Origin of the sequence: Sphingobium sp. (assembly GCF_033795625.1) — a bacterium.
Lineage (GTDB): Bacteria > Pseudomonadota > Alphaproteobacteria > Sphingomonadales > Sphingomonadaceae > Sphingobium.
In genome coordinates this window covers 1-12,849 of the sequence record NZ_JARYGI010000060.1, presented here as the reverse complement: position 1 = coordinate 12,849, position 12,849 = coordinate 1, and the positions used below count along the sequence as shown (strand labels likewise).

Sequence of the window (12,849 nt, the reverse complement as noted above, 5' to 3'; positions counted from 1 at the left end):
CCTCAAATCTCGCTTAGGGCATTGAATCATGCCAACACGGTCAGGTGAAGAGCCTTTTTCCGCGACCTGTTAGGAGAGGATGCCTGAAAGGCAACTCCCCTATGATTGGGGAAGGCCCATGCCGCAACTGCGAAAGGAGGATTGATGATTGCAGATTCTGCACCTTGCACATGCTGCCTATTTCTGGCTTCATGACGCTTAACTGGTGTTGACCAAAGGCTCACAGCCCGTGGGGCGTCATGGTGCACCGCAAAAACTTGAGGTTCAAGATAGGAACAAATGCGCCGGCTGCCGCCCTTAACGGCTTTAGAGGCTTTTGTGCAGGTGGCGCGACTCGGCTCCGTCAAGGCGGCGGCTGAGGAGCTGGCGCTGTCTACGCCCGCGCTTAGCCGACGGGTGCAAGCGCTTGAACGGTTTATCGGCAAATCTCTCTTCGACCGCAAACATCAGTCGATGGAGATCAATGCGACTGGCCAGCGCCTGCTCGACGACATCGCGCCCGCGCTCGATGCCATGTCCAGCGCAATGGAGAACATCCAGAGCGGCGGCAATCAGTTGCGGTTCCGTCTTGCTGTCCTTCCGCTTTTCGCCAGCCAGCGGCTGTTTCCCCGGCTGGGCGAACTGCGCAAGTTGCATCCGACGCTCCATCTTGACGTCGAGACTACCCCTCACGCGGTTACGCGGCTGGGCGAAGGCCTGGATGCCGCCATTGTTCTTGCAAAAGACATCGATCCCGCTTTGTACGCGCATGAGCTGGATCGCGACGAGGTCTACCTTATCGCCAATCGGAGCTTGGTCGAAGGACCGAAGGCGATCGAGACGCCGCAGCAGCTCGCTTCGCACACGGTGCTACTGCATCGCGAGATGTTGGCGAGCTTCGATGCCTGGAAGGAAGCGATCGGGCAGCCGGATCTGAAGCCTGCGGCCATCGATAACTATGACTCCGGTCCGCTGATGCTGGAAGCGGCGGCACAGGGTCTTGGCGTGGCGGTCATGCACGCCAGCCACTATAATGGAGCGCATGATCCCCGGCTGATGCGGCTCTTCAATCAGCATGTGGAAAGCCCGTACCGATATTTTTTCGTGTGTCGGCCCCGCGCGCTTCAAAATCGGGCGGTGCGGATTTTCCACGATTGGCTGATCGGCGTCGACATCTGATTTTTGCGTGCTTAACCTAAACTTCATCCCAATAGTGTCGTTATGGGAGTATGAGGGAAGCAGCACTACAGTCGCCAGGGAATGGCACGCAGCAGGGTATCGCGGACCGGCTGGCGCGCTGGGCGAATCGCTTGAGCGCCAAGGCTGAGGATCCGGTCGAAGAACCCGCTTCTGCGCGAACGCCAGCCGGCAAGACCTTCAGCCGGGAAGTCGACCGCCGACGGCAGCTATATCAGGACATCGGCGCCTTCCTGTTTGCGCATGACCTTGACCTGACGCCCCTGAACTTCGGCGTGGCGCAGGACTATCTGACCGGTAACGACCACGGCATCGAAAAGGCGGTCGCCGCGGTGCTCGCAGAGCGAGGGAAAATCACCAACGGCTGGGTCGAATCCGTGGTGGCCAATGGGCCGAACAAGGATGTCTCCGCCGATACGCTGCATGAGATGCTGAATAAGGTCGAGAACAACCTTACCCAGATCACTGGCATTGTCGTCGAATCGCGCGATTCGGCGAAGGATTACGGTGCGGCCTTGCAGGAGCAGGTCCGCGATCTCTCCGAAGAGGCGAAGGCTGAGCCGGTCCTGGCGCGCCTGATTGGGCTGACTCGTACCATGGTGGAAAAGACTCGCCAGGTGGAAGCCCAAATGCGGGATAGCGCCAAGCAGACCAAGGCACTGCAGCAGAGCCTGGAGACTGCGCGGCGTGCTGCCGAACAGGACCACCTGACCGGCCTGCCCAATCGGCGTGCCTTCGAAGCCACGCTCACGGCGGAAACCTTGAAGGCGCAGAATGATCGCGAGCCTATCAGCGTTGCGTTCTGCGATATCGACCATTTCAAGCTGGTCAACGACACGCATGGCCATGAAACCGGGGATCGGGTTCTGAAGTTCGTCAGTGGCTTGCTCGCCAAGATATCCGGAGACAAATGCCATGTCGCGCGTCACGGCGGCGAGGAGTTCGTGATGCTTTTCCGCGGCAAGACTGCGTCGGAAGCCTGCGAGCTGGTGGATGCCGCGCGAGCGGACCTGGCGACGCGAAACCTGGTCAATCGCTCGACTGGCGAGCGTATGGACCGGATCACCTTCTCCGCCGGCGTGGCGAACGTGCTGGCCTATGACGATCCGCGCGCTGCCCTGAAGGCTGCGGACCGCGCCCTGTATCTGGCGAAGGAACATGGGCGCAATCGCGTCTATCTGGCCGCGGAAGTAGAGCCCTGAAGTCGAGATACTCCTAGTTAGAGCGCTCCGGTCGGCTGCTGCTCATATTGATCCAGCACCCAGTCCTCTTCCTGACCTGCGGCGATCCAGTCCTGCATCCATGGATGGGCTATGACCGCGTTCACGTAACGTTGGGCAAATGGCGTCACGGGCAATTGATAGCTGACGATACGGCTAGCAACCGGCGCGAACATGATGTCCGCCGCGCCGAAATTCCCGAACAGGAAATCCCCGCTGCCGCCATGGCAGGCGCGCGCCTGCGCCCATAGTTGTTGGATACGTGCGAGGTCTGCTGCGACGGCTTCACCAGGCGGCGCGGGATCGAATATGCGGCGGGTGTTCATCGGGCAGGCACGACGGAGCGCGACGAAGCCCGCGTGCATCTCTGCCGCCATGGACCGCGCCATGCCTCGCGCATCGAGATCCTGCGGCCAGAAGCGGGTGCCGCCGGTCAGATCGTTCAGATAGTCGATAATGGCCAGGCTATCCCAAACGACGGTCTCGCCGTTCCATAAGGTCGGCACTTTGCCTGCGGAGGGGACCAGATCGTCCTGTGCCTTTCGCGTCGCCCAGGCATCGTCGTACAGGGAAACGACCACTTCCTCGAAAGGCAGGCCGGACTGCTTTGCCGCAAGCCATCCGCGCAATGACCAGCTTGAATAGGCTCTGTTGCCGACGATCAGTTTCAGCACGCGATATCTCCTGTCACCTTTGGATTAGCCGGTAACTGCCTCCAGCACGGCGGCCCTGAGTTCGGCAATGCCCATGCCGCCTTCGCTGGACGTGGCGATGATGTCGGGGTGCGCAGCGGGCCGCTTCTTGATTTCCTCGGCCGTACGGCCGACCACCGCGTCCAGTTCGGTCGCTTTCACCTTGTCCGCCTTGGTCATCACGATGCGGTAGCTGACTGCCGCGTCGTCGAGCATCTTCATGATATCGCGGTCGACATCCTTGATGCCATGGCGGCTATCGATCAGCACCAGCGTCCGCTTCAGCACGGCCCGCCCGCGCAGATAATCGTTCACCAGGAACCGCCATTTACGCACGACATCCTTTGGCGCCTTTGCGTAGCCATAGCCGGGCATGTCGACGAGCCGGAACGTCACTGGCTCACCCACGTCGAAGAAGTTCAGCTCCTGCGTCCGTCCAGGTGTATTGGATGTGCGCGCAAGGCCATTGCGGTTGGTGAGTGCATTGAGAAGCGAGGACTTGCCGACGTTGGACCGGCCGGCGAACGCCACTTCATTGACGGACGCGTCCGGCAGGAATTTGAGGTCCGGCGCAGACTTCAGGAACAGGATCGGCCCGGCGAAGATCTTCCGCGCCGTCTCGATCAGCTCTACCTGATCCTTCTCGGGCGTCACTTTGCCGCCACCGGCGTATTCAGCACGGGATGCCGCTTGTACAGCCACCACTGCTGCGCCATCGACAGCAGGTTGTTGGTGATCCAGTACACCAGCAGGCCCGCTGCAAAGGGCGCCATCACGAACATCATCATCCATGGCATCAGCGAGAAGATCTGCTGTTGCATCGGGTCCATCTGCGCCGGGTTCAGCTTGAACTGCAGCCACATGGAAATTCCAAGCAGGATAGCCAGCACGCCGATCGCCAGGAACGCGGGCGGCTGAAAGTCGAGCAGGCCGAACAGATTCAGAACGTGCAGCGGATCGGGTGCGGAAAGATCCTTGATCCAGAGCACGAACGGCTGATGCCGCATTTCGATGGTGAGCTGCAGCACCTTGTACAGCGCAAAGAAGATCGGGATCTGCAGGAAGATCGGCAGGCAGCCCGCCAGCGGATTGACCTTCTCGCGCTTGTACAGCTCCATCATCTCCTGCTGGAGCTTGGGCTTGTCGTCCTTATGCTTCTCCTGCAGCGCCTTCAGCTTGGGCTGCACGGCGCGCATCGCCGCCATGCTGGCGAACTGCTTCTGGGCCACGGGGAACATCAGCCCGCGCACGATGAGCGTGAGGCAGATGATCGCCACGCCGAAATTGCCGATCTGCGTGAACAGCCAGTGCAGCAGCGAGAAAATAGGCTTTTCGAACCAGTAGAACCAGCCCCAGTCGATCGCGCGGTCGAACAGGGCGATGCCCTGTGGCGCGGGCGCATCCTGGTAGGCCTCCAGCGTGCGCACTTCCTTCGCGCCCACGAACAGGCGCGACGTCTGCGTCACGGCCTTGCCGGGTGCGAGGAGAACAGGGTTCAGGCTGTAATCCGCTTGATATTGCGACCCGGCGCCTTTGCGGAACTGCCCGTTGAACGCGGTGCGTTGATCCGGGACCAGTGCGGACAGCCAATATTTGTCGGTGAAGCCGATCCAGCCGCCCGTGCTGGGAAAGGACTTGTTGCCCTCCTCGTCCAGATCGGTGAAGTCCACATCATAGTTCGCCGCATTGTTGAACACGCCGATGGGGCCAGTGTGGATCGTCCAGCTCGTCGGGTCCTTCGAGTGCCCATCGCGGCTGATATAGCCATAAGGGCGCACGCCGACCGGAGCCGCACTGCTGTTCGTGACCTTCTGGTTCACGGTGAACATGAAGTCCTTGTCCACCGACAGCCCGATTTCGAACAACTGGCCCGCCCCGTTATTCCACGAGAGCGTAACCGGCGTCGTCGGCGTCAGCTTCGATCCCGAAGCAGTCCACAATGTGTTGGCGTCCGGCCCTTTCAGCCCTTCGCCCGACCAGCCAAAGCCCGCGAAATAAGCGTCGCGCGTACCCCCCGGAGAATAGAGCCGGATAGCGGGAGACGTCTTGGCGATCGTCTCGCGATAGGTCGGCAGCACGATGTCATCGATCCGCGCGCCTTTCAGGTTGATCGATCCCTGCAGCTTGGGCGTCTCGATGGCGACGCGGGGGCTGCCTTTCAGGACGGCGCCTCGGTCCCGGATTGCCGTGGGGCTGTCTGCCGCGGGATCGGCATTGGGGCTGGCGACGGGCGTGGTCTTGCCGCCCTGGATCTGCGTCGCGGGAGGATTGGCAGTGGGGAAGAACCACTGCGCGATATAGGGCCATCCGAACAGGATCAGTGCGCTCAGCACTACCGCGAGAATGATGTTCCGCTTGTCGTCCACGTCAGATTGGCTCCCGCCGGTAAAGTCTGTGTTGAAAGGCCGCTACAGTAAGATCAGGGGACAGGATCGTAGCCCGACCCGCCCCATGGGTGGCATCGCATTAGCCGCTTCGTGGCCAGCCAGCTACCCTTCACCGCACCATATTTTCCGAGCGCCTCGATCGCATATTCCGAGCAACTCGGGGCATAGCGGCAGGAGGGCGGCAAAATGCGCGAGGGGCCAAGCTGCCATCCGCGCGCCATCAGTTGCAGGATGCGCGCGATCATCTCGTTGGCTTGCCGGCCTTGGCGCGGGGTGGGCGAGGGGGCTGTCCGCCGCCAGCCGCCAGCTTCCGCAGCGCCTTTTCCATTTCTGCCCGCAACTGCGCGAAGTCGCGTTCGACCCCTCCTTCGCGGCCGATCAGCACATGGTCGGCACCGGCAATGCCGTGCTCGGGCAGAAGCTCCCGCGCCAGAACGCGAAAACGGCGCTTCATCCGGTTCCGGACGACAGCGCCGCCAATCTTCTTGGTGACGGTAAAGCCGACTCGCTTCACCGGATCGCCGTCCTGCCGGTCACGGACCAGCAGCACGAATCCCGGCATTGGCTGTCTGCGCCCCCGATTCGCCGCAAGAAAATCGGCGCGCTTCGCGAGGATCGCGATGGCGCCGCCTTCTCCTGCAGATTCGATCAGGCGCTCAGGCTCTTCCGGCCGCGGCTGCGACGTGCGCGCAGGATGTTGCGGCCGCCTACCGTCGCCATCCGGGCCCGGAAACCGTGCCGCCGCTTGCGGACGAGATTGCTCGGCTGAAAGGTGCGCTTCATCGCTCATTCCTCAAATACTAGTCTAAAATCGGCAAGACAAAAAAGGGCCGCCAATCCGGCAGCCGCGTGTCGAGCGGGTCCGATAGGGAAAAGCCGCCTCCGAGTCAACCGTCGGAGGCGGTGATACGCACTCTACGCTTCCTTCTCACACAATTCCTTGAGCTGATCGGCGACTGCCCCCCAACCGGGTTCGAAGCCCATTTCCCGGTGCTGTTCCATGGCTTCGGCAGTCCAGTGCCTCGCTTTGGCAGAGTAAAGCGTATCGTCGCCGTCCGGCTCGATCTCGAAAATGCCGATCATGAAGGGGCCTTGAGGCTTCAGGCCCACGGTAAAAGCATCGGTGAACGCAAAGCGGCGACCAGGCTCGTACGCCAGATAAATGCCTTCCTGCGGGTGTTCCTCGCCATTGGGTCCGCGCATGATCATTGCGGATCGACCACCCGGCCTCGGGTCCATCTCCACGATCTCCGTCGTCCAGGGCTTCGGGCACCACCATTCGGTCAAGCGTTCGGTCATGACCTCCCAGACTTTCTCCGGAGGCGCGGCAATGCGCCGCTCGACTGACAGTTCATGGGAAGTTTCGCCAGTCATGCATCGTCTCCTGCATAGGCGCGCTCCAGCGCCTGGATATCAAGCTTAACCATTTTCATCATGGCGTGCATCATTCGGTCCACGCCGGGGCCGCCCTGTACTTGCAACCGCGTCATCATTTCGGGCACGATCTGCCAGGAGAGCCCGAATCGGTCCTTGAGCCATCCGCACTGGACCGCGCGGCCCCCATCGGCGATCAAAGCATCCCAGTAGCGGTCTACTTCCGCCTGATCCGCACAGGACACCGACATCGAAATCGCCTCGGTGAACGTAAAATGCGGGCCGCCATTGAGAGCCTGAAAATCCTGCCCAAGGATGGAGAACTCGACCAGCATGACGGTTCCCGCCGGAACCGGCATCCCTTCGCCATAGCGCGAAAGGGCGGTGATCGCGCCACCGGGGAACAGGCCGGTATAGAAAGTTGCGGCTTCTTCGGCTTCCCTGTCGAACCACAGGCATGGCTTGATCTTCGTCATCATTCTGCTCCTGAACCGTGGCGTTCTCCGACCAATGCGAAGGACGCGCCCTGCGGATCGACTGCCTCTATGACGAACAGCGGGCCGGGTACTTCCTGCGGTCCCATCCGGACCTGACCGCCGGCGGCCTTCAGGCGCTCATGGGCGGCATCGATCTCGTCGACCCAGATGTAGTGCTTCCACTTCGGCGGCGGCATGTCCGCGGTGCGCGACATCAGGGCACCCAATGTCGCGCCGTCCGGCAGCCCGAAAAAATGGTAGCTTCCCATCGGCCCCATATCCATCGCGCCTTTCTCCTCCCAGCCCGCATGGCGGCCATAGAAGGCAAGCGCTTGCCCGGCGTCCGCTGCCAGTAACTCGTTCCACCCGATCTTGCCGGGGCTGGGCATGGGGGAGAAGGCCGTAACCGGACCTTCGCCTTCGGGCTGGATGATATAGAAGGTCGCACCATGCGGGTCAGCCAGCATCGCGATCTTGCCGACTTGCTCGATATGCGTGACCGGCATGTGGGCAGTCGCTCCGTCCGCCACCATCGCCGCCAAAGCGGCGTCCGCGTCCGGCACGGCGATATAGCCGAACCAGCCCGGCGACGAGCCTCCAGCGGTTGCCTCGTCCGGCAGGCCGAACATGCCGCCTATGGCTTCGCCATTCGCCGAAAGAATCGTGTAGGGCGCGCCGTTCGCGTCGATCTCGGACGTGGTCCAGCCTGCGACCTTGGCGTAGAATTCCTGGGCTGCGGCCACATCGCTGGTCATCAATTCATACCAGACGAACGGATTGCCGCCGGGATGTACGGACGGTGTCATGGATTGTCTCCCCTCACGCTTTCTCGTCGAGCAACGGCGCGAAGCCGCCATAGATCAGCCGTTCCCCGCTGAACGGCATGTCGCCATCCGGCTTCATGCGGTCGTCGTTCATGACCTTTTCCATGCCTGCGTCGCGGATTTCCTTCGATGGCCACTCGATCCACGAGAATACCACGCCTTCACTCTCTTCCGCGATGACTGCTGTGCGAAAGTCGTTGGTCTTGCCCGGCTTTATGTCGTCGCCCCAAGTTTCCACGATACGTGTCGCACCATGTTCGATGAACACGGGGGCCGCCTTGGCTGCCATGGCGCGATAGGCTTCCTTGTTGCCGTTCGGCACCGGGATCACGAATCCGTCGATATAGCTCATGCCAACTCTCCTTCTTTTGCTTCTTCGGTGAAGTCTGCCATTTGCGCCGCCAGCGCCGCCTGAAAGGCCGGTCGTCCTATGCAGTGCGCATAATATCGGGCAACGCGTGGCTGTTCGTCCATTAAGGGATTTCCGTCCAGGCCGCGCAGCACGCTCGCCATCATCAGGTCGCCGACCGTGAAGTCGTCCTCCAGATAGGTCTTGTCGCCCAGCCAATCGCCCAGCTTCGCCAGGCGGCCCCGGATCTGGTCTTCGGCACCCGGACGCCGCAGCCTCGCCCATTCCTCTCCTGCGCTGAAGACGTCTATGGTGTTCAATTCGCTGATCATGGGCTCGACGCTGTTCAGCGCTGCGATCACCCATGTGGTGGCGCGCGCCCGTCCAGCCGGATCGGCGGGCAACAGCGTTTCGCAATCCTGTGCGATGTGGAGGGCGATGGCTCCGCTCTCGAACAACTGCACCGTTCCATCGCCGTAGGCTGGAACTTGGCCGAAAGGCTGCTCCTCGAAGTAGAGTTCAGGGCGCGGCTTCATCGCGTGGAAGAGGCGGGTGCGATAGGATTTGCCCGCTTCCTCCAGAGCCCAACGCACGCGAATGTCGCGAACGTGCCCGCGCGCGAACGGCGGAACCCAGGAAAAGCCCGTCACTTCGATGGGCGCATTGGCATCTACCGGCATGTCTCTCTCCTTTTCGGATGTGGTTCAGGCGCTCGCATTTTCCCGTGCGGCCTGCATCTGCTCGAACGCCGCCATGTCCATCCACGTCAGCGCCCATCCATGTCCGTCGGGATCGGCGATCGCCCGCTGGAACATGAAGCCATGGTCCTCCGCAGGTTCCACTTCGCTCCCTCCCGCCGCCAGCGCTGCCTTTGCCGTGGCGTTCACCGCATCGCGACTTTCCTCCGACAAAGCGAACAAGACTTGCGCGGATGTTCGGGAGTCGATCATCGACCGGCTGGTGAGCGTGCTGAACTTTTCATGCGTCAGCAGCATGACATGGATGCTTTCGGAAAAGGTCATGCACTGTGCCGTCTCATCGGCGAAACGGTCGTCCCGCACGGCGCCTGCGGCTTCGTAGAACGCTATCGAACGCGCCAGATCGCTGACTGGCAGGTTCACGAAGATCATCTTCGCCATCGTCGTCTCTCCCAAGTTTTTTTCGAGTCGTTCCTGTTGAACAACCTGCCAAGCAAGATTACTTATTACAACATAAAAGTTAGAAAAAATAACTAAGGATGCGCATTGAAGAAAAGAGCCTATTCGGATGGCTGTGCTGCCGCCCATGCCCTCGACCTGATCGGGGATCGCTGGGCCATACCCGTGATGCGGGAGATGCTGTTGGGTGCTCGCCGCTTTTCCGACATCCGTACAGCGCTTCCTGGTCTCAGCGCGAACGTCCTCACGCAACGTCTCGAAGAACTGGAAGCGGCGAGCATCGTCCAGCGCCGAAAGCTCCCGCCCCCTGCGTCCGTGCAAGTATATGAACTGACGCAATGGGGCCTGGAGTCGGAGGGTTTGATCAAGGCCTTGGGCCGCTGGGCCTCGCGCTCCCCGCACAAGGAGCCTGGGCCGATGAGTCCCGTATCGGTGATCCTGTCGATGCGCACCATGTTCTCGGCCGACCGGGCAGGAGACATGCGCGCCACGATCGGCCTCCACTTCGGCCCCGAAACATACCGTGCCGAAATCGCGGGCGGCGCGATCACGGTCGACCGGGGTGAGATCGACGACGTGGATGCCCTCTTCTCCGGCGACCAGAACGCCTTGATCGCCAGCCTCTATGGCGGTGTGCCGCTCGGGGACGTATCGGACCGCCTGACCGCCACCGGAAATCCCGATTTGATAGACCACTTCATGCACCTGTTCCCGTTGCCCCCTGCCGCGCCGGACCTGCACAAGGCCCAATAAACCGCTCGACTCTTGGCGCGCTCGTCTCCAGAAGGGCGCGAACAAAAGCGGCACAACTTTGGGGGTTCGGCTTGGTCGCAACAGTATCCACGGTCGCCTACCTTGGGCTGGAGGCGCGCCGCGTGGAAGTGCAGTGCCAGCTTGTGCCGGGCCTGCCGAACTTCATCGTCGTGGGGCTGGGCGACAAGGCGGTCACGGAGAGCAAGGAGCGCGTGCGCAACGCCATCGCCGCCATCGGCCTCTCGCTTCCTCCCAAGCGGATCACGGTAAACCTGTCGCCCGCCGATCTGCCGAAGGAAGGTTCGCACTACGACCTGCCGATCGCGCTGGCTTTGCTGGGCGCGATGGGCGTCATCGATGCCGAAACGCTGAGCGGCTATGTGGTGGTCGGCGAACTCGGGCTCGACGGCCGCGTAGCGCCATCGCCCGGTGTATTGCTGGCCGCGCTCCATGCTGGTGAGCAAGGCCTCGGCCTGATCTGCCCCGCCGCGCAAGGCAGCGAAGCGGCGTGGGCGGGGCATGTCGAAGTCGTGGCCGCACCCGGCCTGTTGCCTTTGCTCAATCACTTCAAGGGCACAGCGATGCTCTCCGCCCCGCTGCCCGGCGAAGTCGAGACGCCAATGCGCACGGCCGATCTGCGGCAGGTCAAGGGTCAGGAAACCGCCAAGCGCGCTCTGGAAATCGCGGCGGCGGGCGGCCACAACATGATCATGTGTGGTCGTCAAGACCCCCTGGGTAGATGTCAGAGAAGTTTATCCTGTCGGTTCACGGGACGGCTGCACATCGATTGGCCTGGGCGATCCTTGAGGCTTAACCCGCCGTTAGGGCCTGTGACATATGCCTTTGGAATGAGAAGGCTAAATCCGTTATTGCTCCTGTGGTGGGCGTTCCTGACAGGGTGCTTAGGGACAGCAGTTGTCGCTTCATACCGTGAGATTTACGGCGTTGTTCCCGAGCCGGGGTCGGAGGCAAAGACTATGGACGCACGACAGGACCTAGAGCCCACACGGGAACATAAGGGTTATTCCTCAGTTGGTTATCCATAACGCATAGAGGAGAGGCAGCATGGCGCAGTATATCAACCGAATGGACGCTGCCACAGGCCTAGTGCATGGATTGGCCTTCTCAGCGGGCCTATGGGTCCTCATGGTCCTCACAGCGGCCGCCGTCTTCTAAGTCGCCTCGGCAGTAACTGCGTCCCTAGGAGTCGTTCTCAGCCTTGGGCGGGTTCGCTTCGTCTATCAGGCGCTGAACGGCCCCTATGGGCGTATCGTCCTCCAGCCGGATCAAGGCCCCACAGGAACACCCAGCCGCCTTCTGTATCCGCATCTGGCCGTAAGGCACGTTGATGACCGCGCCGCACTTGGGGCAGTCCACTTGGGCCAGGATGTCGTCTAGTTCGCAGGACATGAGAGGATTTTTAGGGCTGAAGGAACTGCGTGTCACTACGGGTTGGCCGAAGGTCACGGCTAGCCGCATCATTGTTTGATTATCAAATCTGTCAGAATAATGTTAAAGCTTCTCATCATTGGCTGATCTTCTTGAGCGCCGATGCCCGAGAGACTCACGCGCTCCCGCTCATAACGGGAGTCATTTTTATGTCACCGGAACCCAATAGCACCACGGACCGAAGGCGCGACGTGCGCGAGCTTCTAATTAGCGTTGATGCCCCCATAGAGCGCACTAGGCACCGAGTTGCCCGGTCTGAGGCCAGGATCGCCCGGTCCGCGAGAATTGTGAGAGAGTTTCGGGCAAGAGTATCCCCACGGCCCAATAGCTTCATTTTGTTCCCTTTATGTTCTAATCTCCTCCTCCACCGAGTCGAGGCAGACCATGAGCATCCAGATCACTCCAGGCCACTATTACCTCCATGTCACAGGGGACATTCAGACGGTCCTCAGAGTCCCTCCAGCCTCTCCCCGGTACTGGGTCACCCTCTCGGACGGAACGCTCCTTGAAGGGCTGCAAAACGGCTCTGAGCATAGCTTTAGGGTAGCCACCGAGGGCGCAGGGCACACCAGGATCAACGGTGCCCAGGTCGAGCATGACTGGAGGGTCGAATGGGCCGCTGTGTCCCCTTACGATGCCGCTGCACTGGCCAGTCAGGAGGAAGAGCCTTTGCCGCTTCTGGAGGCCATGAGGGTCCCTGAGGCCATTACGGACGATGAGATACCCTGGTGACGTGGCGGCGTTCAAGGACGGCCTCAGGGTCGCCACACGTATCTTTGAGGCCGCTGCTTGGCACTACACCATCAAGCCTGTCTGTGGCGTGTGTGGCCATCATGCCCTTTTCGATCCTCATGGTCTCTGGTGGCTGTTCGAGCGCAAGGGCTGGGACGACAGGCTGAACGTGGCTGTAAGGCGCTTTAGCAGGGTGCGGAAATAGGGTCGTTCGGGGATCGATCTGAGGACTTCGACAGTTTGACGTCGGTCATTTGAAG

General features: G+C 61.2%; 17 protein-coding genes and 1 pseudogene. 5 read left to right on the top strand and 13 right to left on the bottom strand.

Annotated features, from left to right (window positions below; all coding sequences use genetic code 11):
• The first annotated feature begins 279 nt into the window (after positions 1 to 279).
• Both QHC67_RS17995 and QHC67_RS17990 read left to right on the top strand, forming a co-directional pair.
• Positions 280 to 1,158, top strand: a complete 879-nt coding sequence (locus QHC67_RS17995) for a LysR substrate-binding domain-containing protein (protein ID WP_319296419.1) — start codon at positions 280 to 282, stop codon at positions 1,156 to 1,158.
• Between the two features lie 50 nt (positions 1,159 to 1,208).
• The gene (locus QHC67_RS17990) at positions 1,209 to 2,378 is read left to right on the top strand and encodes a GGDEF domain-containing protein (protein ID WP_319296417.1); all 1,170 of its coding nucleotides are present in this window, start codon (positions 1,209 to 1,211) and stop codon (positions 2,376 to 2,378) included.
• Positions 2,379 to 2,395: 17 nt separating this feature from the next.
• Here the strand turns inward: QHC67_RS17990 and QHC67_RS17985 are convergent, their stop codons facing one another.
• The 12 genes from QHC67_RS17985 to QHC67_RS17930 all read right to left on the bottom strand — a co-directional run bounded on the left by QHC67_RS17985 (position 2,396) and on the right by QHC67_RS17930 (position 9,637).
• The gene (locus QHC67_RS17985; protein WP_319296416.1) at positions 2,396 to 3,070 is read right to left on the bottom strand and encodes a glutathione S-transferase family protein; all 675 of its coding nucleotides are present in this window, start codon (positions 3,068 to 3,070) and stop codon (positions 2,396 to 2,398) included.
• 24 nt (positions 3,071 to 3,094) lie between these two features.
• The gene (gene yihA, locus QHC67_RS17980; RefSeq protein ID WP_319296414.1) at positions 3,095 to 3,742 is read right to left on the bottom strand and encodes a ribosome biogenesis GTP-binding protein YihA/YsxC; all 648 of its coding nucleotides are present in this window, start codon (positions 3,740 to 3,742) and stop codon (positions 3,095 to 3,097) included.
• On the bottom strand, positions 3,739 to 5,454 hold the full coding sequence (yidC, locus tag QHC67_RS17975) for a membrane protein insertase YidC (protein ID WP_319296412.1): 1,716 nt from the start codon (positions 5,452 to 5,454) through the stop codon (positions 3,739 to 3,741). The genes yihA and yidC overlap by 4 nt, the downstream gene beginning before the upstream one ends.
• A 53-nt stretch (positions 5,455 to 5,507) precedes the next feature.
• On the bottom strand, positions 5,508 to 5,720 hold the full coding sequence (yidD, locus tag QHC67_RS17970; RefSeq protein ID WP_319296410.1) for a membrane protein insertion efficiency factor YidD: 213 nt from the start codon (positions 5,718 to 5,720) through the stop codon (positions 5,508 to 5,510).
• On the bottom strand, positions 5,717 to 6,091 hold the full coding sequence (gene rnpA, locus QHC67_RS17965; protein WP_319296422.1) for a ribonuclease P protein component: 375 nt from the start codon (positions 6,089 to 6,091) through the stop codon (positions 5,717 to 5,719). Before rnpA ends, yidD begins: the two co-directional genes overlap by 4 nt.
• A 32-nt stretch (positions 6,092 to 6,123) precedes the next feature.
• Entirely contained in the window at positions 6,124 to 6,258 is a 135-nt protein-coding gene (gene rpmH, locus QHC67_RS17960) for a 50S ribosomal protein L34 (protein WP_104955291.1), read from the bottom strand.
• Between the two features lie 132 nt (positions 6,259 to 6,390).
• The gene (locus QHC67_RS17955; protein WP_319296409.1) at positions 6,391 to 6,849 is read right to left on the bottom strand and encodes an SRPBCC family protein; all 459 of its coding nucleotides are present in this window, start codon (positions 6,847 to 6,849) and stop codon (positions 6,391 to 6,393) included.
• Complete coding sequence (locus QHC67_RS17950; protein ID WP_319296407.1) at positions 6,846 to 7,325, bottom strand: VOC family protein; 480 nt, start codon at positions 7,323 to 7,325, stop codon at positions 6,846 to 6,848. The genes QHC67_RS17955 and QHC67_RS17950 overlap by 4 nt, the downstream gene beginning before the upstream one ends.
• Entirely contained in the window at positions 7,325 to 8,131 is an 807-nt protein-coding gene (locus QHC67_RS17945; RefSeq protein ID WP_319296405.1) for a VOC family protein, read from the bottom strand. The genes QHC67_RS17950 and QHC67_RS17945 overlap by 1 nt, the downstream gene beginning before the upstream one ends.
• A gap of 13 nt (positions 8,132 to 8,144) precedes the next feature.
• Entirely contained in the window at positions 8,145 to 8,501 is a 357-nt protein-coding gene (locus tag QHC67_RS17940) for a DUF1428 domain-containing protein (protein ID WP_319296404.1), read from the bottom strand.
• Complete coding sequence (locus QHC67_RS17935) at positions 8,498 to 9,178, bottom strand: glutathione S-transferase family protein (RefSeq protein WP_319296402.1); 681 nt, start codon at positions 9,176 to 9,178, stop codon at positions 8,498 to 8,500. Before QHC67_RS17935 ends, QHC67_RS17940 begins: the two co-directional genes overlap by 4 nt.
• A 24-nt stretch (positions 9,179 to 9,202) precedes the next feature.
• Complete coding sequence (locus QHC67_RS17930; protein ID WP_319296400.1) at positions 9,203 to 9,637, bottom strand: VOC family protein; 435 nt, start codon at positions 9,635 to 9,637, stop codon at positions 9,203 to 9,205.
• Between the two features lie 105 nt (positions 9,638 to 9,742).
• Between QHC67_RS17930 and QHC67_RS17925 the strand changes: the two genes are divergently transcribed.
• Positions 9,743 to 10,408, top strand: a complete 666-nt coding sequence (locus QHC67_RS17925; protein WP_319296398.1) for a helix-turn-helix domain-containing protein — start codon at positions 9,743 to 9,745, stop codon at positions 10,406 to 10,408.
• A 71-nt stretch (positions 10,409 to 10,479) separates the two neighbouring features.
• Positions 10,480 to 11,122, top strand: a pseudogene (locus tag QHC67_RS17920) (magnesium chelatase domain-containing protein); the annotation flags it as partial.
• A 486-nt stretch (positions 11,123 to 11,608) separates the two neighbouring features.
• Here the strand turns inward: QHC67_RS17920 and QHC67_RS17915 are convergent.
• A complete protein-coding gene (locus QHC67_RS17915) occupies positions 11,609 to 11,818 on the bottom strand; it encodes a hypothetical protein (RefSeq protein WP_319296396.1) in 210 nt (69 codons plus the stop codon).
• A 754-nt stretch (positions 11,819 to 12,572) separates the two neighbouring features.
• Between QHC67_RS17915 and QHC67_RS17910 the strand changes: the two genes are divergently transcribed.
• Positions 12,573 to 12,794, top strand: coding sequence for a hypothetical protein (locus tag QHC67_RS17910; RefSeq protein WP_319296394.1), 222 nt, complete (start codon positions 12,573 to 12,575; stop codon positions 12,792 to 12,794).
• Positions 12,795 to 12,849 lie beyond the last annotated feature (55 nt).